The sequence below is a fragment of the Solibacillus sp. FSL K6-1126 genome, assembly GCF_038003445.1.
In the GTDB taxonomy this organism is placed as follows: Bacteria; Bacillota; Bacilli; order Bacillales_A; family Planococcaceae; genus Solibacillus; species Solibacillus silvestris.
Map to the genome: position 1 here is coordinate 3,305,404 of NZ_JBBOPD010000001.1, position 24,511 is coordinate 3,329,914.

Genomic DNA, 24,511 nt, shown 5'->3' on the forward strand with positions numbered 1-24,511 from the left:
AATGACTGAATTACGTTTCCCTTTAACTGAAGCTGCCGCAGGGATTTGGTATGCCCACCATTTAACGGAAAGCCCTTTATACAATACAGCGGAGTACTTACATATTCAGGCTCCGATCGACTCCACCCTGCTGTTACAGGCAGTTGATGCCACAATCGAGAGCGCGGTTGGACTACATATCCAATGTTCGGAGGAAGAAGGCTCAATTTTCCAGACGATCCCTTCTTCGGTTCAATTTCATTCTCAACATATTAGTTGTTCAATGGCTGAAGCGTTTCAACATATGCAGGAAGATGTCGGAACATTGCTTCATTTAGCAAAGGATAACTTTGTACGCGCCATTTTATTTTCTGTGTCTGCCGAAGAACATTTCCTTTATTTGCGCATTCACCATCTTGTCAGTGATGCGTATAGTTTCCGGTTACTGTTCCAGCAAATTTCCGAGCGCTATTCGGCTATGCTTCATCATGAATCATTTACAAAGCAGTTTGGTGACTATATTCAGATGGTCGAGCAGGAAGTACAGTACAGAACTTCCGATAAGGCAAAGGCGGACGCTGCCTACTGGTTATCCAAAATGCAAGGAACCGAAGTCATTTCGCTCAGCAAAAAAAAGAGTGGTCGTATGGGACAGATTATTTTGTACCCCTCTTCCCTTTCTGCCGCTACATGGGCGAAATTAGAAACATACAGTAAGCAGCTGCATGTCAACATACAGGAAGTCGTTACTGCAGCAGTTATTGCCTACACAAAACGGATGTCACAGGCAGAGGATGTGATTGTCGGCATTCCGTTGATGAACCGTTTTGGTCATAAGTCATTGTCCGTACCAAGTACACGAGTAAATGTTTTGCCTTTGCGTGCAACGTTCACGACTGAGGAAACTTTTGAACAGCTTTGTATAAACGTAAAAAGCTTCATGACGGAGATGAAGCAGCATCAGTTGTACCGTCAAGAACAGCTGCGCCGTGATTTGCGGCTGACATCCGATGACCAGCTGTATGGTCCGGAAATTAATTTCATGCCGTTCTATGAAAACTATCTGTTCGGAAATGTCGAGGTAGAGAACAAGAAAGTTGTGACAGGGCCTGTTGAAGATATTTCATTTAATTTCTACAGCACGCCAAATGGAATGCAGTTTGATCTTGTAGCCAATTCGGATCTTTATGAACAGACAGAAGTGGAACGTCATGCCGCACGTTTCCTACAATTGCTTGAGTTATTGGTAGATCAAGCTGACACACCGCTGTTCAACTTGCCAATGCTATTGCAAGAAGAAGCGGCAATATTTGAGGCAAAACAAGGTCCTGCCATTGAGCTGAAAAATGCTACGGTGTATGAATTATTCAAAAAACAGATGGAGCATATGCCTGGTGCGACCGCTGTTCAGATGAATGATACATCTATTTCCTATGCAGAACTGGATCTGCTTGTCGGTCGAATTGCGCATCAGCTGAAAGCGCATGACATTGGGCTCGAAGACTTTGTCGGAATTTGCATGGACCGTTCGATTGAAATGGTCGCAGCGATGCTTGCCTGCTTCAAGGTTGGTGCTGCCTATATTCCGATGGATCCTACTTATCCGGCAGAACGGCTACTTTATATGATTGAAGATGCTCGTCCTAAAATTGTGCTCGTAAATGGTGAGGTTTCATTTATTGCAAAAGGAACACCGATTGTGACATTACACCCTTCGAAGCAAATTTATGAACCGATTGCCACTTGTATTGGACAAACAGCTTATATGATTTATACGTCTGGATCTACCGGAAATCCAAAAGGTGTTGTTGTTGAAATGCCAAGCTTGGTTAACTTTTTACAAGCAATGCAGCATCAATTTACATTATCTGAAAAGGACAATTTACTGGCGATTACAACGATTTCTTTCGATATTTCGGCATTGGAGCTTTATTTACCGTTGCTGTACGGGGCATCTATTCATCTGGCGACAAAAGAACAAGTACAAGATCCGGTTGTGATGCAGTCGCTGATCCAGCAGCAAAACGTTTCCATCATGCAGGCTACACCGACTGTTTGGCAGATGATTGTACAGTACGCAAAAGACGCGCTGAAAGGACTTACTGTACTTGTCGGTGGTGAAGCCCTTTCAAAAAGCCTTGCGCAGGCACTACTGGAAGCAGGAGCAACCGTTCACAATATGTATGGACCTACCGAAACAACAATCTGGTCAACTTGCACGGAAATTCGTCCACAAGATACTCCTTCATTAGGTAATGCAATCGACCGGACAGACATTTATGTGCTCGATACCATGCTGCAGCCCGTTCCGATAGGTGTCGTTGGAGAATTGTATATTGCTGGTGACGGACTGGCGCGCTGTTATCATAATCGTCCAACCTTAACGGCAGAGCGTTTTGTTGCACATCCATTTGCATCCGGAAAACGCATGTACCGGACAGGAGATTTAGTTGTGTGGCAGGAGGATGGCAGCCTTCATTATGTTAGCCGGGCCGACCACCAAGTCAAAATTCGTGGCTTCCGTATTGAATTAGGCGAAATCGAAAATGCCCTTGAAGAAATCACTTCAATTGAACAAGCCGTTGTGATGATCCGTGAAGATCAGCCGGGTCATAAACGAATCGTTGCCTATGTTGTTGGAAATGAAACAGAGGAACAATGCAGACTGCAGCTAGGAGAACGTTTGCCGGATTATATGGTACCTGCTCATTTTGTTTTCATGGAGGCCTTCCCATTAACGAATAATGGAAAAGTCGACCGGAAAGAGCTGCCGCAGCCTCATGTTTCGATTATTGCAAAAGCGAAACCGACAACGCGTACCGAAGAAACGATTTGTACGTTCTTTGAAAATATTTTGAATCTCAATTCAGTGGGAATTGATGAAAACTTCTTCCAGCTAGGAGGGCATTCCCTGCTCGCAACCGAGCTGCTATTGGCATTACGGAAAACATTTGCTATCGATTTATCGATCTCCGTCATTTTCAATCAGCCTACTGTAAAAGAGCTGGCACAAGCAGTGGACAAAGCAAAGAAAAAAACGCTCGTTGTAATCGACAGACAGCAAGTTAAAAAAATTCCTTTATCGCATGCACAGCGCAGTTTATGGTTTATCCAGCAGCTGGAGGAATCAAGTGCTTCTTATAATATTCCGCTTGTTTATACATTTGATCAGCCGATAGATGTATTAAAACTGATTAAAGCCATTGGTAAAGTGGTAGAAAAACATGCCATTTTACGTACGGTTTATCCTGCAGTGGATGGAGTGCCCTATCAGAAAATCGTTGAGGATACACCGAAAGTGCTGATTGAGGAAGTGAGCCCTGAAGAGGTGCCGGCTCAAATTAATGCGTGCACTCGCTATGCGTTTGATTTGAAACATGAACCCGGCTTTCGTGTAACGCTCATTAATACGAACACATTGGTCGTTGTATTCCACCATATTAGTGCTGATGGCTGGTCACTTGCAACATTCACTGAAGATCTGCAGCTTGCCTATGAAGGTCATGAGTTAGAGCCGTTAACGATTCAATACCATGACTTTGCGGTTTGGCAGCAAACGCACGGTGTTTATACAGACGACAACATTACTTATTGGAAGGAAAAACTGAAGCATGTTCCGGATGAAATTGAGCTTGTCCGGGATGGAAAGCGTCAATTGCAGGTGAAACCAACTAGCGAAACATTGACGTTTACAATCGATTCCGCGCTTCACGGACAATTGCAGCAGCTTGCCAAAGATGAACAGGCAACTCTTTACATGGTGCTACAAAGCGGATTCTTAGCCCTCATGACAAAGCTCGGTGCAGGGGAAGATCTGATTCTCGGTAGTCCAATGGCGGGCCGTGATCAGGAAGAACTGCTGGCAAATGTCGGTATGTTCATCAATACGGTGGCGATACGGACGGATACTTCCGGGGACCCTCGTTTCACAAAATTAATGGAACGCGTAAAACAAACATCGATTGAGGCAATGGAGCACCAATATGTTCCTTTTGACCATATTGTCGAAGCATTAAAACCGACTCGTGTCCCTTCACAGCACCCGATTTTCCAGATTATGTTTACCTTACAGAATACGCCTCAGCCATCACTTGTAATGGAAGGCCAAAATGCCGACATTCAGCTGCATACGGTTGGGCAGCCAAAATTCGATTTGAATATTGAGATGCGTGAGGAATATTTAGCCGAGCAGCCTAATGGCATCGAAGTGCAGGTGGAATACCGAACGGATTTATATGAAGCAAAAACAGTTGTCGCTCTTATGGAACGCTATGTAATTGTCCTGCAGCAGGCGCTAAACAATCCTGCCATTTCAGAATTGGATGTGCTGTTGGAACAGGAACAGGAAAAAATCCTGCTTGACTGGAATCCGAAAGGCCATGTAAGCGATCAAAAAACGATTGCCGAACAATTTGAAGCGATTGTGGAAATGCATCCCGAACGAATTGCTGTCAGTGACGAAAACGAAGAGGTTACTTATACCGATTTGAACCGTAAAGCGAACCAGTTAGCACATCTTTTACTGGAAAAAGGCGTTACATCCGAAACATTTGTCGCACTGTTAATGCGGCGTTCAACCGATATGATTGTCAGTATTTTAGCCGTTTTAAAAACCGGCGCTGCCTATGTGCCGATTGATCCGGTTTATCCGCAAGACCGAATTGACTACATTTTAAACGATTCAAACCCGAGCTGTTTAATCACTACAGAAGACTTGAAGCCGTCTGTAGAAGCGATGGAAGCTATGGAAGTGCTTGTAATGGAGGAGGTTTCACTTACTTCATTCCCTGTTAAAAATACGAATCATAACAATCATCCATTTAATCCGGCTTATGTTATCTATACTTCCGGTTCAACAGGCCGACCAAAGGGTGTAGTTATTCCGAACCAGAACGTTATCCGCTTACTTGATGCAACAGATGAATGGTTTCATTTTAACGAAAAAGATCGCTGGTCGCTGTTCCATTCCTATGCCTTTGATTTTTCCGTATGGGAAATTTGGGGAGCCCTGTTATACGGTGGGGAGCTCGTAATTATCCCGTACAATGTCAGCCGCTCGCCAATCGACTTTTTAGCATTGCTTGCAGACAAGAAAATTACGGTGCTGAACCAGACACCATCTGCCTTCTATCAGCTCATGACCGTTGATAAAGAGCATGCCGAACTGTCCGAACAACTGGCACTTCGCTACATTGTGTTTGGTGGGGAGGCACTTAACCTGACGCGTTTACAGGAATGGTATGACCGACATCCGTCAGATGCACCTACCCTTGTGAATATGTACGGCATTACCGAAACAACTGTCCATGTCAGCTACTTAAGTTTAAATGAAGAACTGAGCCAGTCACAGGCGAATAGTCTGATCGGCACGGCGATTCCTGATTTAAATATTTATGTCCTTGATGGGCAGTTAAAACCTGTTCCTCCCGGTGTTGTCGGCGAAATATATGTTTCTGGAGAAGGCTTGGCACAAGGCTATTTAAACCGCGCTACCTTAACGGCAGAACGTTTTATCGCCAACCCGTATGGAGCTCCGGGAAACCGGATGTACCGTACAGGCGATCTGGCTCGCTGGACGAAAAACGGCGAACTGGACTATATCGGACGCATTGACCACCAAGTGAAAATACGCGGTTTCCGCATTGAGCTTGGCGAGATTGAACAAGTGATTCTGAAACATCCGCAAATCGCACAGGCAGCTGTCATTGCGAGAGAGGATCGAAAAGAAGATGTCCGCTTGGCTGCCTACTATGTTCCGGAGCAAAGCACGGACGTAACAGAGCAAATGTTGAAAGAATTTGTTTCCCGTTCGCTGCCGGCCTATATGGTCCCTTCAAGCTGCACTTGCCTGGAGCAGATGCCGCTTACCGCCAACGGAAAACTGGATACGAAGCAGCTCCCTGCTCCTGTCATTACATTGCAGGAACTTGTATTGCCGAAAACACCGCAGGAAACATTGCTTTGTGAACTGTTCTGCGAAGTACTGAATCTGCCACAGGTCGGCACAGAGGACAGCTTTTTCGAACTTGGCGGCCACTCGTTATTAGCCGTACAGCTGATCGGACGCATTCGCGAGGCATTCGGTAAAGAGCTGGCAATCGGGCATTTATTTGAAGCACCTACTGTATCCGGACTCGCACATATTCTGCAAAAAGGGAAAGAATCTCAAGCATTGAACACCGTACTGCCGTTACGCAGCGGAGAGCAACCAATTTTTGCTGTCCATCCTGCAGGGGGATTAAGTTGGTGCTATGCAGGACTGCTAAAAAATCTGCCGCCGGAATTTGCCCTATACGGCATTCAAGCAAAAGGGATTGCCGAAGACTGTGAACTTCCGGGTTCTTTAACTGAAATGGTGCTCGGCTATATTGAAGCCATCAAAGAAATTCAGCCAAAAGGACCTTATCGTCTACTCGGATGGTCACTTGGCGGAAATGTCGTACAGGAAATGGCTGTCCAGCTGGAACGCCAAGGAGAAGAACTGTCGCTTCTATGCATTATGGATGCCTACCCGTTCACATTCACCCCGCCAGTGGAGCTGACGGAAGAACAGGAGGCACTTGTCGCACTTCTTGCCCTAGCCGGGTATGAACCTGACATAGAAGATGAAGTGACACAGGAATATGTAATGAATGCTCTAAAAGCAGAGGGCAGCGCGATTGCAACATTAGATGAGTCGACCTTTCTGCGCTTAAAAGAAGTGTATAAAAACTCGATTCAGTTACTGAAAAATCATCAGCCCCAAACGTATGATGGCGATGCTTTATTTTATAAATCTACACTTGTGCCAGATTGGATCCCGGACGTTGATGTTACTTCGTGGAAACCATATATCAAAGGAGAGCTTACACAGATTGATATTGCCTGTCGCCATAAAGATATGTGTCAGTCCATACCATTGAATGAAATCGGCCAAACATTAATCAAGTACTTAGTAAAGGAGAAAAAAATGTATGTCTAACCCTTTTGAACAAGATGATCGTGAATACTATGTTTTGCGAAATGCGGAAGAACAGCACTCAGTATGGCCAGCAGTCATCCCTGTCCCTGCCGGATGGGAGGTCGTATATGGCTCTGCGTTAAAACCATTATGCCAACTCTATATAGAAGAAAATTGGCTGGATATGAGACCTAAAAGTCTGCGTAGTGTTTTAGGATGAATGCACAGCGAGCAGTCATCCTCGCCCTCTATGTAGTGGCGATGTTCATGGTTTCAATCGACGGAACGATTGTCAATGTGCTACTTCCTACGATTGCCGTTGAATTCGGTGTAACGCCGGGGGCAACGAACGGAATTAATATCGGCTACCTTGTCAGCATTGCTGTTGCATTGCCTGCTGCCGGCTATTTAAGCAATCGGTTCGGCGTAAAAAGAATGTATGTACTCTCTGTCAGTCTATTTACACTCGCCTCTCTTCTTTGCGGATTGGCGGGAAGCTTGCAGGCCCTTATTTTAGCGCGCGTGCTGCAGGGACTGGCAGGAGGAATCATTACACCGGTCAGCATGACACTGCTGTTTCGGACATTTTCTCCACCGGAAAGACAAAATCTGTCGCGTTCATTAGTATTGCCAATCGCCTTTGCACCGGCGATTGGCCCCTTAGTGGGCGGACTGTTTTCGGAGTATTTATCATGGAACTGGGCGTTCTTCATTAATATTCCGTTTGGTATCATCATCGTCCTGATCGGACTTTTTGCATTAACGGAATTTGAGATTTTTAAAGCACCGTTTGATACGAGAGGCTATATGCTCATTGCACTCGGGTTGCCGCTGTTAATGCTGACACTGAGCCTTATTGCATCAGACGGTGTTTCCATTACGGTCGTCTTTTGTGCGATTGTCGGCGTATTTTTATTAAGCCGTTTTTATGTATATGAACGAAAAATAAAAGAGCCTCTGCTGGATGTGCGTCTGTATGAACAACCGCTTTTCCTTTCATCAAGTCTTGTCGCGATGTGTTCCATGGGCGCCTTGATGGGGATGCTGTATCTGTTCCCCCTCATGTATCAGTACGCGTACTCAGCTTCTGCTCTGGAAAGCTCACTCATTACGTTTACCGAGGCACTTGGACTGATGGTCGCATCCAAATTACTGCCTCGAACATCCAAGCATTTCGGCATGCTGTATACAGTACGTCTCGGTTTGATCGGTACAGTAATAATTTTCTGCAGTATCGCCATCCTTGGTCCTTCAGCAAATCCTTGGCTGTTACGCGGATTGATGTTTGCTATTGGGATATGTTTAGGCCATAGTGTAATCGGTTCGCAACTTTCCGCCTTTCATCATGTAGCGAAAAGTCAGATGAGCAAGGCGACAACGCTATATAATATGCTTAACCGCGTTGGAGCTGCAGTAGGAATTGCACTTGTAGCGACGACAATTACCGTGTCTGGTCGTTACTTTTCAGAGAACCTCTCTTATCAGTACGCCCTCGTTGCTACGGTTGTTCTGCTTCTGGCAGGACTCTGCTGTTCTTTATTTGCGAAAGAACAGGAAACTATTCTAAAGGAAGAAAAAGCATGACAACCATTGCCTATTGCAAAATCAACGAGATGCCTACTGATTGGCAACGTTATCTTCCCTTTTTGGAAAGCGACGTGGTGGAGCGGGTTGGACGCATGCGGAAAACGGAAGATCAGTTGCGAACGGTTTGTGCTCATTTACTAACGAAGATGATGTTGGTGACGACTTACAAAAAGGAATTATCGGAAGTTCGCTTTACCAAAGATTCAAACGGTAAATACCAATTAGGACAAGACCTTCACTTCAATCTCTCCCATTCCGGAAATTATGTGGCATGTGCCATTAGTGATTTTCCGGTTGGAATTGATGTGGAACAGCAGGTAACAAGGGACTTCTCCCTCTTTCAAACATTGTGGAGTGAAGAGGAGAATCATCTGTATAAGCTTCTTGAACAGGAAGCTTTCTATGCCCTCTGGACTGCTAAGGAAAGTTACGGGAAATATAAAGGGTTTGGTTTACACGATTCTTTAATGGAGGCAACGATTCGGCAAGATGGAACGATTCATCATCCCGCCTCACGTGTAACAGCCCGTACCATTCCTTTTTTCCTTGCACCTGGTTACAGTGCAGCTGTCTGTTTGGAGGATTCCTTGGAGACCGTAACGCACGCTCAGTGGGCACAAATTGAAACATTTTTCACGAAAAAGATTGCGACATATGCGAAAAATTGAGTTAACGAATTAGCATTTAAAAGCCTGTAACCAAGTAAAAGGTTACAGGCTTAATCAATTCATCTTAATACTCGCTGAACATTATTAATCATCACTTTGCTTTTAGGCAAACTTGGGATGCTAACTTTGCTGTAGCTTAAATCCTGTTCCGGGACATCGTACGTCATTTGATTAACCAGAAAATCTAGACTCACTTTCATCATCTCAATCGTCACCCATTCCCCTGCACAGCGATGCCCTAAATAGTAATCGCCCCCACCTTGCGGAATAAAGCTGAACGGACTGCCATCCCAGTTTTCAAAACGGCTCGGCTGAAATACTTCGGGATTCCCCCAAATATTCGTATCATGATTCGTTCCGTATAAATCCAATAAAGTTAATGTACCCTTTTCAAACGTATAATCCTTCCATGTAAAATCTGCTTTTACTTCCGCAGCGGCAAAAGGGAAGAATGGATAAAAACGGCGCACTTCCTGCACAAACATCTGTGCATTTTTCTCGTTGCCGGATTGAAGTTTCTTCCGCTCTTCCGGATAATGATGGGCAGCCAATGCTGAAAAAGTAATATAGACCGCAATCGCTACAATCGGCCTTAATATATTGATTACTTCTACAGAAGCGACCTCCTGATCAAGAAGTTTCCCTTCCAAATCACGATGCCATGAAAATGTATACAGTGCTGTGCCTTCTTCGGGATTCAGTTTCCCGTCGCGCACTTGGTCGATGAGGTTCCCTATCCACTTTTCCACCCGGTTTCGTGCATGTCTGCCAGCCCAGTGCGATGGTCCAATTGCAGTTGCCGATTCAAACATCGCTCTTAAATCGTCTGCGAGCTTTTTCATGTCCTTTTCTTCCACCGGTACCCCCGCCCACTCACAGGCAGTACGGCACATAATTTCCAGCGCTTCCTCGTAAAGAACAACGTCGTCCATCTGCTGCCATTTAGTTAAAGCTGTATCCCACTGCTTCGCGGCAATTTCATTCATTTTTTTAAGTCGATCCTGGGACATAATGGACATAAACATCTTTTTCCGGTGCTTATGGGCATCTCCATCCAGTGTCTGTACACCCTTTTTGCCGAATAATGTTTCGGCAACACGGTTTGGTGCAACACCTGCCCTTTTAAACTTACTGTTATCGTAAAAAAGGTCGGCCGCTTCCTTTCCGCCCATACAGACCGCCTTTTTTCCAAGCAATCGTGTTTCGAACAGATCGGAATGAAAGCTTTGTCTTCTATTTAAAATATACAAATAGCCTTCTCTCAGAAGATTCAGGCTGTGGTCAATTCCTTCTTCCTTTGGCACCGAATTTGTCATCTACTTCATCTCCTTTTGTCTAAAAACATTGTCGGTAACCAATTCCCTGTTTATTCTTCAAAAAAACTTGCTTCCATTTAAACGCAAAAAACAGGCGGTGAAAATTTTCACCACCTGTTCATTCTTATACGAGCTCTGCTTCTGCAGATGCCTCACGCTTTAGCTGGTCCATAATTTGTGCTGTAGAATAAACTGCCCCACAGCGACCTGCTACATAGTTGATCGCCATTTCATGCTCAGGTTGTGTAAAATCAGCTACTGCATCGGCAATGAAAAACGGCTTAATGTCCGACATGAAAGCTTCTCCAGCAGTCATGAGGCAACCGATATGGGCGTAAACCCCACAAATGATTAACTGATCTCGGCCTTGTTCGTTCATCATTTCCAGTAAATTCGATTTCTTAAATGCACTGTAGCGCCATTTTTTCAATACGATATCGGCCTTGCCTGGCGCCAATTCATCGATTACTTTTGTAATGTTCGGATCGTCTTTTAGTCCCGTCCCCCAAAAATCAGTCAGTAATGCGCGTTCTTCTGGGTTTTGATTGCCTGATTGTGCCGTATAGACAACCGGAATGCCAAGTTCATCGCATTGTTTTCTAATTACTTTTATATTGGCGATCATTTCACGAACTAATGACGAATCCTTCTCATAATAATCGATAAAATATTGCTGCATATCATGAATGAGTAGGACAGACTTGTTCGGATCGACTTTCCAACCTACTTTATTTTTTGGAAGATTGCTTTCTTTCGGCATTTTATATGATGAGATCGCTGGAATAGCCATCTAAATCACTCCTTTTTCTTTGTTGGTGAACCCTGTTGTATTTCATATAAATAGTCGTTAAATATCCTTCAGCTGCTCTGTATCGATGCCCATTGCGCGAAGCATTGTCTGGAATTTCGCACCCGTCTCAGCCAATTCTTCTTCAGGCTTCGATTCACTCACAACGCCTGCTCCCGCAAATAATCGTAATGAATCGCCTTTTGCCTCTGCGCAGCGAATCGTCACAACCCATTCCCCGTCGCCTTCAGCATCACACCAACCGATTGTGCCTGTAAAGAAGCCTCGGTCAAACGGTTCAATTTCTGTGATTGCCTGTCTTGCCTTTTCCGTTGGTGCGCCACAAACAGCTGGTGTAGGCTGCAGGGCAATGGCTAAATCCAACGATGAGATATCCGCTTTCAGGAGCTCTCCTTTAATGACAGTCGAAAGATGCATCATCGTTTCCGTATACACGACTGACGGTTTTTCCGGGACTTCGATCGTTTTTAGTAATGGACGCAATCCCTTAACGACTGCTTCCACTACGACCGCATGCTCATGTAAATCCTTTGGAGAAGAAAGCAGTTCCTCTTCACGTCTTTGGTTCTCTACCGGATCTTCACTTCTAGGTCTTGAACCTGCCAATGGATTCGCGATGGCGTACATCCCTTGTCTTGAAACAAGCAGCTCCGGACTAGCCCCGATGAGCGAAGCCTTTTGATTTCCGTATTCAATCGGTGCTGCAAACGTATATCCATGTTTGTTTTGATACGCAAGATTACGTAACAGTTGCGGGAGGTCGATCGGCTCATTGAGACTTACTTCCAGTGAACGTGACAGCACAATTTTATCGAGTTCGCCGCTTCTTATTCTTTCAATGCCTTGCATGACACCTAGCTTATAGTGCTCTGGTGATGGATTGGATACGAGCCGATTGACAGTAACTGATGCTGAACCGGACACTGCCCTTTCCTCCTGCTGCAATGATGGTGCGATTTGGATAGATTCCGGAACAAGTAAACATGCTTTTTTATAGTAATCAAATGGTACCGCGCCCGTTACGACTGATCGTAGATGTCCTTGTTCTTTAGCCTTCTTCAGCACGCTCGCCACCCTATCGGACAATCCTTCCATCTGGTTTTGATGTGGTTCACCCGTTGGCACATGCATGTATACACCTTTGCCTAATATCGTTCTTTTTGGTGTTTCAATGAAAAAGTCACCAACTTCATACTCATCTAAAAGTTCATGTTCGATTACTACTTTTTGTTTGCTTACCATATTACCGCTCCTTTTCGTTTCACTATTCTGAATTCAAAAGACAGACTTAGTTGGCTCCCAATGTCGCGCCGCCATCCACGACAAGATTGCTCATCGTAATATGACTTGACTGATTGGACAGGAAAAACAGAATAGCGTCGACAATATTGTCCGGTTGTGCAATCTTTTTCAGCGGAATCCCTACTTTATACGTTTCAGTCATTCCTTTAATCATTACTTCAGCGCCATGATCATCGGACCACATCGAACGTTGCATGTCCGTATCCGTCGACCCTGGTGAAACGATATTGCAGCGTATATTATGCTCTGCCAGCTCTAAACCGAGACATTTTGTAAACATGACCGTTGCCGCCTTTGATGCTGCATAGGCCGCCATAAAAATTCTTGGTACACTAGCGGCATTGGATCCTACTGTTACAATTGAACCTGCTTTTCTTTGAACCATATAACGGCTTACCGCTCTTGAAACATAAAACACACCTGTCGTATTAATTGAAAAAATCCTTGCCCAGTCACGGTCAGTACATGATTCGACCGGTCCTGTAGCCAATGCACCTGCTACATTGACGAGCATTTCGATTGGTCCAATTTCGTTTTCCACTTTCTCTACAACTGCATCAATGGCGTTACTATCTCCGACATCTGCAGGAAAGGCGAAAACTTCGTGGTCCTGCTCTATTAAACCATTCACATGGCTTCTCAATTTTTCCTCGTTATAATCGATTACAGCAACTTTTACTCCTAATGTAGCCAAGCTTTTGACAAGGCTTGCGCCAATTCCCTGGGCTCCACCTGTCACAAGTGCCACTTTCCCTCTTAACTCCTGAAAGTTCACTTCAACACTTCCTTTCTCGTTTACAGTTATGTAAAAACAGCTTGATTTCTTATTAGAATCAACAATCAATAATGATAATCATTATCAATTGATTCTATTAGCAATGATAGGCCTAACATTTTACAACGTCAAGAGACATTCAAACTTTCCCATAGAAAGACCTAAGTTTCGGTTTAGTGCTGATTTAAAGAGGTGAAATTAGGTATTTCTCAAAATTTTATAAGGAAAACTACGGCATTAAAATCCAAATAAAGGAAGGAAGGTGAACTTGCTCTACTCTATCATGTAGTCTTATCAATTCATTACTGACCAGTAGAGAAGGCTTCATTGTGCAAATATTTTGTAAGAAATACACTCTTGGAAATGGAATCGATAGGAATATTGAATTACTGTACAAAAGATTATGAAATTTGTTCGATTTTCCTGCGAATATTAAATTATTTTCTGTTCATACGGAACACCGTTATAAACCTGCTACTAAAACTTTCCTAACGTCTAATTCCATAAAAATGGCATAAATCAGAAAATTTTTGTTTAACAACCGCTTGTTTGTGATATTTACAGAAAAAAAGCTCTACATAAAACGTGCAGTATAAGTGTAGTGGTCAGCTTTTTATTTATTATTTATTATTTACTTCATATATGGTTCAATTACAGAACAAACGTTCCAATTAAGAGGTGAAGTTTATGAACATTGAACGGCTGCACATCCGAATCATGATTACGTGCTCGATTGTCAGCTTTGCGAAACGGGAAGCATTGGCCGCAAGCTATCCGTTAGAGGCAATTGATGAACTGGAACAGCACGGCTATATTGCCCAGACGCGTTATGGCGACTATTACAATACGAAGCTTGCCGCGCAGTATTTGAGAAAGTTTATGACAACGTACAGTCCGCGCTTAAAGGTTGTGGAGATGGTAGAACTGCTGGATCACGCACCCGAATATGTCGTCGTCGATATTGAAACGACGGGAGGCTCTGCTGCTAGGGGCGATAAAATCGTAGAAATTGCTGCGTTAAAAGTTCGCCATGGTGAAACGGTGGACCTCTTTCACCGGTTTGTGAATCCGGAAAAACCAATCAAAAATTCGCATATTCATGGGATTACTAATGAACGTGTGAAAAATGAGCAAACGATCTCCCCTGTCATTCATAAGTTTAAAGCTTTTTTAGGTGATTTGCCGATCGTCAGTCATCATATCGGGTTTGACTGGTACAGCTTTCTCGCACTGGAGTTTTTCCGAAATGGCATTCGCCCAACAAATCCGGCTGCCTGCACTGTATTGCTTGCGCGGAAATATTTGGACAGCCCGAGGAATAATTTAAATGTCATCGCCGAAACGTATAACATTCCGCTACTAAAGCATCATACAGCCGATGCCGATGCGATTTGTGCCAATGAAATACTGCAGCTTATTATGAAAAAAGCGACTGCACAGTAGTAGACGGTTATATTGTGCAATCGCTTTTTTGTTTTGGATTTTATTAGAATAGTTGGAGGGGTTATTAGAAAATGTCAGCGGTATATTAGAACATCGGAGTGCTTTATTTGAAGATGTCAGATGGTTTTTAGAACAACTGAGTGATATATTAGAAAATCGCAATTATATTAGAACATTTTTAGGTTTATTAGACCATTGCCGGTCGTTATTAGAACTAAATACATGCCTCCTGTTTTATTTGAAACTATTTCCAGCCAATCGACGTAGAATAGAAGAATTGGAGGTGTACGGATGAGTAACTTATCTTCATATATGATGCTTACCGGGATATTGATCACTGCGATATGCGGGAACTGGATCATCCTTAATTATGATGGGGTCGTGATTTATCCGAAAGCTTCTTATCTTACTTTCGGAATCGGGTTAGTACTGGTAGGATGCACTTTTGTAATGAATCAAATCTTCAGTTACCGGGAACAGGAAAAAACACATACAAAAGATAAACGGCATGCTCTAAACGAATGGCTTACTGCTAATCAGCCAGTTAATAAATGGTTGTTTGGACTCGTTATTCTCCCACTTGTGATCGCACCGTTTTATAGCTGGACGCTGTTTTTTACGATGCTGGAATGGTATTTATTTTCAGGGCTTGTAATAGCCGGTATTATTTACATGCTGAAAGGTGACAGAGTAGAAGAAAATACAGGCTGGGAGTATAAAGGGAAGACAAAAAAGATGCTTGATCTGATCGATTACCGCAAACATCCGTTTAATATTTCGCTTATTATCTACATCCTGGTCATTGGAAGTTTTGTGTTAAGTAAGAGATTGGATATTCCGCTCTATATGGAAACAGGAGGCAACTCGCGCTACGTTACTTCTTTGCCAACAATTTCATTTTTAATGTCTTCCTTAATGGTCGTGAGTACGTTTATTTATATTATCAGTCATGGAGATTTCTTTGGTTTTCGTAAAGCCGAGTTAAGTTATGAAAGAGTCATGTTCGTCCACTTTGCAGAAATTATTGTATGTGGTGCCACCCTGTTTATTTTAATTTTCACATTAATCAATGCGTTGTATGTGTATTTTTAGATGGATGGCTACTATCGACAATAGGCACACACCGGTAAATTATTGCATACTGTAACTACAATAAAAAAGAGGTGAACTATTGAATCCGAATCAAGATTATACATCAGTGCAACCCCAGTTTACATTCGACCTTAATAAAAACCCGTTGTTGGACTTACCCCTGTCAAGTAGACAGCCTATAAAAAGACTAAGCAGCCATCTGGTGACGATATTCTATCGGTGCCAGATGGTTGAGTCGTTTTTGGAAGCGCTGGTAATTATAAAAGTAGATATATTGCTCAACAGCTTGTCTTACCGTTTCCTCTGAATAATCATGTAACAGATACAAGCACTCGCTTTTAAAGTGCGAGAAAAAGGACTCAATACAAGCGTTGTCATGGCAGTTTCCTTTGCGAGAATGACTGCCAATCATGCCAAGCTGCTCTACTGTTTGATGATACTTTATGGATGTGTATTGGTAGCCTTGATCTGAGTGAATGATGCTTCGATACACATTTCTTTTTGCGGTCAATTCCTGGAGGGTATCCATGACTAATTCTAAATCATTACGCTTGCTAATACGCCAAGCGACAATTTCGTTGTTATATAAATCCTGTACAGCTGACAAGTAGAGAAATCCATTTTTCGTTGGCAGATACGTAATATCTGTTACGAGCACCTCATTTTCTACACGTTCTTTAAATTGACGCTCCAACACATTATCAAATACACGTGAGAGACGGTTGCCCCATACGCGACGCTTTTTACGGATAATCGATTGAATACCCAACTCACTCATTAGTCGATAGACTTTCTTATGATTCACAAGAAAGCCTTTGTCCCGTAGAGCGATTTTCATGCGTGGATATCCATACATTTTGTGCGTTTGATGAATCGCTAAAATTTGCTCCTTTAAAACAATATCATTATGTTTGCGTAACGATACTTTGCCATTTTTAAGCCACTTATAGTAGCCTGAACGTTCCAATTTTGCCATTTTAGTAAGCCATGTAATGGGATAGCGATCTTTCATTTCTTCAATAATTTGATAACGATCTGAATAAGTAGGCATTCCTCCATTTACAGATTTGGATACTGCTTTTTTAAGTATTCGACCTGTGCCTTATAGTAATCACGTTCTTCTTCTACATTTTTAAAGTGGACCCGTTTTCCTTTTAAAGGATTCTTCTCACCTTTCGCACCAGAACCTGTAGATGCGATACGATTAAAAGCTTCGATGGATCCGACTTCTTTATATTTCTTCACCCAAGCTTTTACTTGAGAAACATTACGAATCTCATATCGATCCGCAATTTTTTGCATACTTTCATTGCCTGTTAAATAAGCTTGTACAATCTCTAACTTCAACTCGTTTGAATAAATATTATTTTTTCTCGACACAAAAAAATCCCCTTTAAGTAAAATGTTTACCTACAGCGTACTGTAGGTTTTTTAACATTGTCTACTTAAAGGGGATAATATCATGTTCGTAAAAGACCAGCAAAATTTTATTAATGTAATGGGCGTCAACCAGTTAAATACACTGGATAATATATCGCTGCTTGATATTTATTTGAGTGCCAATAATGTCATTGAACCGCACTACCACCAAAATGCGGCGGAACTTGTTTATTGTATTGCGGGAAGTGCGGTTGTTTCGATTTTGAATCCGTTTACGAAACAGCTGATGCATTTTCCGATTACCCCCGGCCAGGTCGCAAACGTCCCTCATGGGTGGTGGCATTACGAAGTCGCCACGCAAAACAACACGCATCTGCTCGCCATTTTCAACGCACCGACACCTGAAGTCATTTTAGGTTCCGACCTCCTCAAGCTGACACCAGCAAATATTATGGCCCACACATATGGGATGAACGAAAATTTGTGGACGCAGGCAGTTGCACCGGTACGGCCGAATACCTTCATCGGTCCACCAAACCCATGGCAGCAAGTCCAGCCTGGCAACTACGGCGGCGGGTATGAGCAGTAGTTTTTCTCGGTCAAAGGAATCAAATTTCAAAAATACATTTGCATAATGAAACGGCCGTGTTATGATAACTGTGAAATTAACCTAATATTGGAAGCAGGTAATCTGCTTATAATTGAATATGAAAACTACTAGGGGCGCCTGTTTGGCTGAGAAGAACCCTTTGCACCTGATCTAGGTAATACTAGCGTAGGAAAGTAGTGTCGATCCCTTTTTATTTGTTTTAGGCTGCGATACCACTTTCTTTAGTTGAAAGTGGTTTTTTTGTTGCAAAAATTTATTGTAAAGGATGGTAGAAATGAATAAAACGAGGAAGCTTACGTATTCAGCGATTATCGCTGCACTTACAACGATTCTCAGCAGTTTTGTGTACATCCCTTTAGGTTTTGCCAAAATTTTTCCAATTCAGCATTTTGCCAATGTTGTATCGGCGGTGTTGCTCGGTCCATGGTATGCGGTATTACAGGCATTCCTTACATCGACATTGAGAAACTTAATGGGGACAGGCAGTATATTTGCTTATCCGGGGAGTATGATCGGTGCCTTTTTGGCTGCGTTTCTATTTGCGAAAACGAAGAAGTTAGCGTTTGCGGCAGTAGGTGAAGTAATCGGGACCGGGTTGCTCGGTGCGATGGCTACTTACCCGATCGCCATTTTATTTTTAGGTCACGAAGCGGCGCTGTTCGGTTTTGTCCCGGCATTTATGATGAGTTCGTTTGCGGGTGCGCTTTTAGGCTATGGCTTGCTGAAGATTATGGTGAGAAACCGGGCGTTTGGCGGGATGCTTTATCAGAATGCCGGGTGAATGGAAGGTTTTTATTAGAAATTTTTGTGTCGATATTAGAACTTCTTGGCGGGATATTAGAACTTCTGCGCATGATATAAGAACAGTTTGGGATTTTGGTAAAACGGGCTTATTCCTAAATAATGTGCGCGTCCATTTTGCGCTAGCCTGCCGTTTTTATTAGAAGATTTATGATGGATATTAGAAGATTGCAGGGGGTTATTAGAACTTCTGTGAACGATATTTGAACATATTAAAGACTTATTAGCACAATGTACAATTATATTAGAAAATCTCACTTTTATTAGAAGATTTTAAAATATATTAGAACAACTCAGACCTTTATTAGAAAATGAAACGCCGGGTATCCATTCAGACACCCGGCACATTTTATTAAGGTAAATTAATCTGCCAAGATACTCCGTAACGGTCATTTACCCAGCCGAACTTCTTACTGAAACCGTAATTACCGATTGGCATTAGCGGATGCCCGCCTTCAAGCAATTTTTCATAAAGATGGTCGGTTTCTTCTTCCGTATCACACGTTATAAAAATAGAGAATGACGGTGTGAAGTCAAATTCATGCTTAATATTACTGTCAATGCACATAAATTCCTGACCTTTTATCGAAAAAGTGGCTTGCATGACTTTTCCTTCGTCTCCGCCTTCATTTGCCCCGTAGCGGACAATGCTTGTAATTTCCGCATCATCGATAAGTGATGTATAGAAGTTCATCGCTTCTTCTGCAACGCCGCCTTGAAACATTAAAAATGGTTTTGCGCTTTTCATCGTTATCTTCCTCTTTCCCACTAAAATTAAGTTCATTTGCACCACTTCAATGTAGCTTATTTTATCCTTTTACGCGAACTTTTCTCCCTACAGTTTAAAAGGCATCTCCAACTCGTAGATGCCTGTTTAATATTTAAATTCCGCAATAATTAGCTGTAATTCTCTGTGCCAACTCCGTTTAAACTATTGCTGATGATGACAGATCTATTAGAACATCACAGCACTTTATTAGAAATTCCTTGCCGAAAAACAAAACACCGGGTGGTCATAATCTCCATCCGGTGATTCATCAATTATTCCCCAAAAACAATATGCCACTCAGCGCGGCCAGCTAAAAATTCCTCAGCCAATGCTTTTGCACCTTCCAGGCTGTGACTTGCTGCCCAGCCGCATTGTACTTCATTACATGCGGGTACCGATTCCGCCTTCAATACATCCTTCAGCGTATTTTCAATAATCGTTAATACGCCGTCATAGTCATTGTAGTTCAGTAATGCCAAGTAAAAGCCTGTTTGACAGCCCATTGGCGATAAATCTACGACGTCTTCACTATGATTACGGATACGGTCAGCCATTAAATGCTCTAATGAGTGTAGTGACGGCATTTCCATATGCGCTTTGTTCGGCTGCTTGAATCGGATATCGTACTTTGTTACGACGTCGCCTTTTGCTCCTGTTTTCGTACCGGCAAGTCGTACGTATGGTGCTACTACTTTCGTATGGTCTAAATCAAAGCTCTCTACATTTGTTTTCTCTGTTGTCATGTTAAATCCCCCTAGATTAGATAAACTGCATCGATTTTATAAATTGTTGAATCCGTTCATTATTGTTTGTTGTAAAGAAGTTTTCGGTTACGCCGTCATAGCTGATTTCACCGTTTTCCAGAAATAGAATCCGGTCTGCCACTTCGCGCGCGAAATTCAGGTTATGCGTCACGATAATCATCGACTTGCCTTCCTCCGCCAAATCCTTCAGCACCTTCAGCACTTCTCCTTCTAGTTCTGGGTCCAGTGCACTTGTCGGCTCATCGAACAGTAAAAACTGCGGCTCCATTGCCAATGCTCTTGCGATGGCAACACGCTGTTGTTGCCCGCCGGATAATTGCGAAGGATACTGGTCTGTTTTATGACTCAGGCCAACCTTCTCCAATAATTGCTGTGCCTTTTGTCTTGCAATTTCTTTGTCCTGCTTCAAAACGGTAACTGGCCCTTCCATCACATTTTCAAGCACTTTCATATGCGGGAAAAGATTGAAGCTTTGGAATACCATCGCCGTATTTTGACGAATCGAAAGCAAGTTTTTCTGAGAGATCGGCTTGTTCAGTTCAACTGTCTGGTTCCCGACAGTCAGAACGCCTTTTTCAGGTCGCTCCAGCAGATTGATACAGCGCAGCAGCGTTGATTTTCCTGAACCGGATGGACCTAAAATAACCGTTGTTTCGCCTTCATGAAATGTTAAATTAATATTTTTCAATGCCTCATTCTCGCCAAAGAACTTCGACATCTGCTGAAATTGTACGATAATAAGCCCTCCCTTCTAGCGCTTCACGTTACCCGACTTATATATATTTTGAGGCGTATTTTTCCAGTCGGCCTTGAATGACCATCAACACACTAATAAAGATTAAATATATAACTGCACAAAGCGAATAAATCATAAGTGGCTCATACGTCCTTGCTGTAATTTGCTGTCCGACCATGAATAGATCCGCAAGTGTGATACTGGCTACTAAAGATGTCCCTTTTACCATATCGATAAAATCATTGGCTACTGGCGGCAATGAAATACGAACCGTTTGCGGTGCAATGACACGTCGCATCATCTGCCAATACGTCATACCGAGTGATTCTGCTGCCTCCCATTGCCCTTTTGGAATGGCCAAAATTGAAGCTCGGATCGATTCAGAAGCATATGCACCCGTATTCAGAGAGAATGTAATAATTGCCGCTGTCCACGCATCAAGGGTAATCCCCAGTTTCGGTAGACCGAAGAACACTATAAATAATTGCACTAATAATGGTGTTCCGCGAAACACCCATACGTAAGCACCGAATATCCATCGTAAAACCCGGTAATTCGAGATTCTCGCTAATGCCGTCACAACTGCAATGACTAATGCAATGGCAAAAGCAATGAGCGATAGCGGAATGGTAACAAGAAGTCCTGCTTTTAAAATCGGCCAGATCGAGCTAAGTAAAATATCCATTTCTCTACTCATCCACTAGCACTCCTTTCTGTAGTGTAAGCTATGTAAAAAAGGAGGCCGTCGAAACGACCTTCCCATTAGTTGTTTGAAATAACATTTTCACCAAAATATTTTTCTGAAATTGCTTCGAATGTACCGTCTTCTGTACGCTCTTTAATAATTTCATTTAACTTCTCACGGAACTCATCGTTTTCTTTATTTAAGATTAATGCGATATCAGTTGAATTGATCGCACCGTCCAGCACTTTCAACTTCGTGTCAGGCTGCTCCTGCAAGTATGTCAGGAATGTCACGCGGTCATGGATTGTTCCATCTGCACGTCCCTGTACTACTAGCTCAATTGAACTCATTAAATCATTTGTAGCAACAACTTCTGCACCAAGCGCTTCTGCATCGCGGGCAAAGTTACTTGTAATTGTTTGTGAAGATTTTTTGCCTTTCATGTCTGCCGGCTCTTTAATTTCTGTATTATCTGTGTGCACGGCTACTACCGCTTCCGATTTCATATATGGAATGGAGAAATCGTACTTTTCTTTACGCTCATCTGTAATCGATACGTTGTTAATAACAAAATCGTATTTATCTGTATCCAATCCTGCGATCAATGAATCCCATTTTGTTTCAACATATTCTGCTTCAACACCTAGGTCTTTTGCGATTTGATCGGCAATCTCATATTCAAAGCCTGTTAATGCACCTGATTCATCATGGAAGCTGAACGGAGGGAATGTTCCTTCAAGACCGATTTGAATTTTTCCATCTGCCTGGATTTCCTCTAATTTATTCTTTGCCTCGCTTCCGTTTTCATCTGATTTGTCGCCACCACATGCTGCTAAAACGAGCGCCGATAATGTAACGATTGATATTAATTTCTTCATTCAAATTGCCTCCATTATTAATTCCTAGTTTTTTTATAAGCTTTATATTATAACAGAGTAACAGCAAAAACAATCTTTATTTTCTGAACAATAATTAAATTTAGAACTTTTAATTAATACGGACGGGAAAATGGGTTAAATACATAAAAAAGTGCCAATTTTCCTAAATGGAAAATTGACACTTTCATGTAATTTTACTGTCTTACTATTATTCTTCATAAATCATTTTCTTCGTCATCCCGCCATCGATTGTCAGATCCGTCCCTGTAATAAAATCATTTTCCGGGTTAGCTAAATACAGACAGGCACGGGCAATATCATCCGGTTTGCCGACACGGTTTGAAAAATGCTGGGCGTGGTCGGTAGGTCTGAGTGCATCGTAATCTCCTGTTTCAATCCATCCTGGCGAAATGCTGTTTACCGTAATATTCAGCTCACTGAAAGAACTTGCCAACGCATGTGTCAGTGCAAGGATACCGCCTTTTGATGCCGCATAGCCTTCAGAATTTGGTTCGGACATGACTGCACGGGTTGAAGCAAGATTGATGATCGCCCCGCCGCTTTTCATAAGTTTTGCCGCTTCACGTGAACATAAAAAGACGCTGCGCAAATTCGTCTGGATGATGTCATCCCAGTCTTCGAGCGATAATTCCAGCGGTGAAATCCATTTCGCTTTCCCCGCATTATTGATCAAAATATGAAGCCCGCCAAAACGGCTTGCTGCCATCTCCATTGTTTGGCGAACATTCTCTTCACTGCGCACATCTGTCTCTATAAAAATGGCGGAATACCCTTCTGTTTGAAGCTCCCCTGCCAGCTGGACACCTAAGTCGTGCTCAATATCCGCGATGACCACATTGGCACCGGCCTTTGCGAAATGGGTTGCGACTGAACGACCGATACCTTGCGCCGCACCTGTAATGACGACTGTTTTGTTTTGGAACATCTGATTTCCTCCTTTATAAATTGCTTAGTAAAAGTGTAACTGAAATCGCTTGGAATTTCGTGCTTGGGGTTGTCCTTTTTGGAGTTGGTGTGGAGTTTTTCAGGTTGCTCGGATTTGGTGCGGGATCTATTAGAACGTTTGGGGCGGATATTAGAAGAGTTGCGCAGGATATTAGACATCGGCGGGATTTATTAGAAAATCTAGGATAGGTGTGCGCTTTTTTGGGTGGGAGCGTTGTTTTTCAGGTTGCTTGGAAACGGTGCGGGATTTTATTAGAAAGGTTTGGGGATATATTAGAAGAGTTACGCGGGATATTAGAACATCGGTTAGGTTTATTTGAATAGTTGGAGCACTTATTAGCAAAAATATGATTTATATTAGAACATCTCACTTTTATTAGAAGATTTTTCGGGATATTAGAACAATGTAGAGCTTTATTAGAACATCCTCACGGCAATCGAATCTGTACTTCTATTGCGACGAGTAATTGCTTCACTTTCATGCTATAATTGATGGAGCGGATCATTGCTAGTAAGGCAATGACAAAGGAGACAAAATAATGAGTCAACAAAATCAAGAATCAACACAACAATTACCTGAAAATTTCAGTGAATTAAAGAAAGCTGTAAACCGTACAGCAGATTGGGAAGCACGTTTAGATGCGGTACAGGAATTAGCGAAAATTAAAGCCGATGAATCGATCACAATTTTGCAATATGTAGCGAAAGCCGATCTAGTAACGAAAGTGCGCGATGCGGCAGCGAAACAATTAAAGAAAATGGGTCAGCAAGTGGAACCATCGGAAGCACCTAAAGGCGAATTGTTCAAAGACCTTCGCAAAATTTTCAAACGTATTAAGAAAAGCTTACCAGCAGATCACACGTATGAAGATTTCAAAGTAAAACTTGAAAAAATGCGTATCGATATTTACAACACATACGAAGGCGAAAAAGGCGCACAATTTGACGCTTGGCTGAAGGATATGTGGGAAACTACTGAAACAAGAAAATAATTAGCAAAAGAGAACACGAA

At 42.6% G+C, this 24,511-nt stretch carries 20 protein-coding genes, 1 pseudogene and 1 riboswitch; of the genes and pseudogenes, 9 read left to right on the forward strand and 12 right to left on the reverse strand.

What is annotated here, in order from left to right; genetic code table 11:
* Position 1: 1 nt before the first annotated feature.
* The 4 genes from MHH44_RS16475 to MHH44_RS16490 are packed head-to-tail and all read left to right on the forward strand — an operon-like array spanning position 2 to position 9,174.
* Positions 2–6,940, forward strand: a complete 6,939-nt coding sequence (locus tag MHH44_RS16475) for an amino acid adenylation domain-containing protein (RefSeq protein ID WP_340799064.1) — start codon at positions 2–4, stop codon at positions 6,938–6,940.
* Positions 6,933–7,139 (forward strand): MbtH family protein, encoded by a 207-nt coding sequence (locus MHH44_RS16480; protein ID WP_008406130.1) that lies wholly within the window; start codon positions 6,933–6,935, stop codon positions 7,137–7,139. Before MHH44_RS16475 ends, MHH44_RS16480 begins: the two co-directional genes overlap by 8 nt.
* On the forward strand, positions 7,136–8,503 hold the full coding sequence (locus MHH44_RS16485) for a DHA2 family efflux MFS transporter permease subunit (protein ID WP_340799065.1): 1,368 nt from the start codon (positions 7,136–7,138) through the stop codon (positions 8,501–8,503). Before MHH44_RS16480 ends, MHH44_RS16485 begins: the two co-directional genes overlap by 4 nt.
* Positions 8,500–9,174: a 4'-phosphopantetheinyl transferase family protein gene (locus MHH44_RS16490; RefSeq protein WP_340799066.1), complete on the forward strand. Its 675-nt coding sequence runs from the start codon at positions 8,500–8,502 to the stop codon at positions 9,172–9,174. Before MHH44_RS16485 ends, MHH44_RS16490 begins: the two co-directional genes overlap by 4 nt.
* A gap of 59 nt (positions 9,175–9,233) precedes the next feature.
* On the opposite strand, the gene MHH44_RS16495 is transcribed toward MHH44_RS16490, so the two are convergent.
* The 4 genes and pseudogenes from MHH44_RS16495 to MHH44_RS16510 form a co-directional block, all read right to left on the reverse strand.
* Positions 9,234–10,490 (reverse strand): cytochrome P450, encoded by a 1,257-nt coding sequence (locus tag MHH44_RS16495; protein WP_340799067.1) that lies wholly within the window; start codon positions 10,488–10,490, stop codon positions 9,234–9,236.
* 133 nt (positions 10,491–10,623) lie between these two features.
* A pseudogene (locus tag MHH44_RS16500) lies at positions 10,624–11,280 on the reverse strand (isochorismatase family protein); the annotation flags it as partial.
* Positions 11,281–11,337: 57 nt separating this feature from the next.
* On the reverse strand, positions 11,338–12,540 hold the full coding sequence (gene dhbC, locus MHH44_RS16505) for an isochorismate synthase DhbC (protein ID WP_008406136.1): 1,203 nt from the start codon (positions 12,538–12,540) through the stop codon (positions 11,338–11,340).
* Positions 12,541–12,586: 46 nt separating this feature from the next.
* Positions 12,587–13,375 carry a 2,3-dihydro-2,3-dihydroxybenzoate dehydrogenase gene (locus MHH44_RS16510; RefSeq protein WP_008406137.1) on the reverse strand — a complete coding sequence of 263 codons (789 nt, stop codon included), beginning with the start codon at positions 13,373–13,375 and terminating at the stop codon, positions 12,587–12,589.
* Between the two features lie 687 nt (positions 13,376–14,062).
* Between MHH44_RS16510 and MHH44_RS16515 the strand changes: the two genes are divergently transcribed.
* Positions 14,063–14,818: a 3'-5' exonuclease gene (locus MHH44_RS16515; RefSeq protein WP_340799068.1), complete on the forward strand. Its 756-nt coding sequence runs from the start codon at positions 14,063–14,065 to the stop codon at positions 14,816–14,818.
* Positions 14,819–15,109: 291 nt separating this feature from the next.
* The gene (locus MHH44_RS16520) at positions 15,110–15,910 is read left to right on the forward strand and encodes a nucleotidyltransferase (protein WP_340799069.1); all 801 of its coding nucleotides are present in this window, start codon (positions 15,110–15,112) and stop codon (positions 15,908–15,910) included.
* Between the two features lie 187 nt (positions 15,911–16,097).
* On the opposite strand, the gene MHH44_RS16525 is transcribed toward MHH44_RS16520, so the two are convergent.
* Both MHH44_RS16525 and MHH44_RS16530 read right to left on the reverse strand, forming a co-directional pair.
* Positions 16,098–16,961 carry an IS3 family transposase gene (locus tag MHH44_RS16525; RefSeq protein ID WP_340797581.1) on the reverse strand — a complete coding sequence of 288 codons (864 nt, stop codon included), beginning with the start codon at positions 16,959–16,961 and terminating at the stop codon, positions 16,098–16,100.
* Positions 16,962–16,969: 8 nt separating this feature from the next.
* A complete protein-coding gene (locus MHH44_RS16530; protein WP_340798589.1) occupies positions 16,970–17,290 on the reverse strand; it encodes a transposase in 321 nt (106 codons plus the stop codon).
* 82 nt (positions 17,291–17,372) lie between these two features.
* Between MHH44_RS16530 and MHH44_RS16535 the strand changes: the two genes are divergently transcribed.
* Together MHH44_RS16535 and thiW are read left to right on the forward strand one after the other, a co-directional pair.
* Positions 17,373–17,879: a cupin domain-containing protein gene (locus tag MHH44_RS16535; protein WP_445683044.1), complete on the forward strand. Its 507-nt coding sequence runs from the start codon at positions 17,373–17,375 to the stop codon at positions 17,877–17,879.
* Positions 17,880–17,999: 120 nt separating this feature from the next.
* A riboswitch (TPP riboswitch) is annotated at positions 18,000–18,089 on the forward strand.
* 85 nt (positions 18,090–18,174) lie between these two features.
* A complete protein-coding gene (gene thiW, locus MHH44_RS16540; RefSeq protein ID WP_340799070.1) occupies positions 18,175–18,681 on the forward strand; it encodes an energy coupling factor transporter S component ThiW in 507 nt (168 codons plus the stop codon).
* Positions 18,682–19,053: 372 nt separating this feature from the next.
* On the opposite strand, the gene MHH44_RS16545 is transcribed toward thiW, so the two are convergent.
* The 6 genes from MHH44_RS16545 to MHH44_RS16570 all read right to left on the reverse strand — a co-directional run bounded on the left by MHH44_RS16545 (position 19,054) and on the right by MHH44_RS16570 (position 23,479).
* Entirely contained in the window at positions 19,054–19,449 is a 396-nt protein-coding gene (locus MHH44_RS16545; protein WP_008406148.1) for a VOC family protein, read from the reverse strand.
* 293 nt (positions 19,450–19,742) lie between these two features.
* Positions 19,743–20,213: an S-ribosylhomocysteine lyase gene (locus MHH44_RS16550; RefSeq protein WP_340799071.1), complete on the reverse strand. Its 471-nt coding sequence runs from the start codon at positions 20,211–20,213 to the stop codon at positions 19,743–19,745.
* Positions 20,214–20,229: 16 nt separating this feature from the next.
* Entirely contained in the window at positions 20,230–20,970 is a 741-nt protein-coding gene (locus MHH44_RS16555) for an amino acid ABC transporter ATP-binding protein (RefSeq protein ID WP_340799526.1), read from the reverse strand.
* 37 nt (positions 20,971–21,007) lie between these two features.
* Positions 21,008–21,667 carry an amino acid ABC transporter permease gene (locus MHH44_RS16560; protein WP_061550148.1) on the reverse strand — a complete coding sequence of 220 codons (660 nt, stop codon included), beginning with the start codon at positions 21,665–21,667 and terminating at the stop codon, positions 21,008–21,010.
* Between the two features lie 65 nt (positions 21,668–21,732).
* Positions 21,733–22,533 carry a transporter substrate-binding domain-containing protein gene (locus tag MHH44_RS16565; RefSeq protein WP_340799072.1) on the reverse strand — a complete coding sequence of 267 codons (801 nt, stop codon included), beginning with the start codon at positions 22,531–22,533 and terminating at the stop codon, positions 21,733–21,735.
* Positions 22,534–22,741: 208 nt separating this feature from the next.
* A complete protein-coding gene (locus tag MHH44_RS16570) occupies positions 22,742–23,479 on the reverse strand; it encodes an SDR family NAD(P)-dependent oxidoreductase (RefSeq protein ID WP_340799074.1) in 738 nt (245 codons plus the stop codon).
* 559 nt (positions 23,480–24,038) lie between these two features.
* Between MHH44_RS16570 and MHH44_RS16575 the strand changes: the two genes are divergently transcribed.
* Positions 24,039–24,491 carry a HEAT repeat domain-containing protein gene (locus MHH44_RS16575; RefSeq protein WP_340799075.1) on the forward strand — a complete coding sequence of 151 codons (453 nt, stop codon included), beginning with the start codon at positions 24,039–24,041 and terminating at the stop codon, positions 24,489–24,491.
* Positions 24,492–24,511 lie beyond the last annotated feature (20 nt).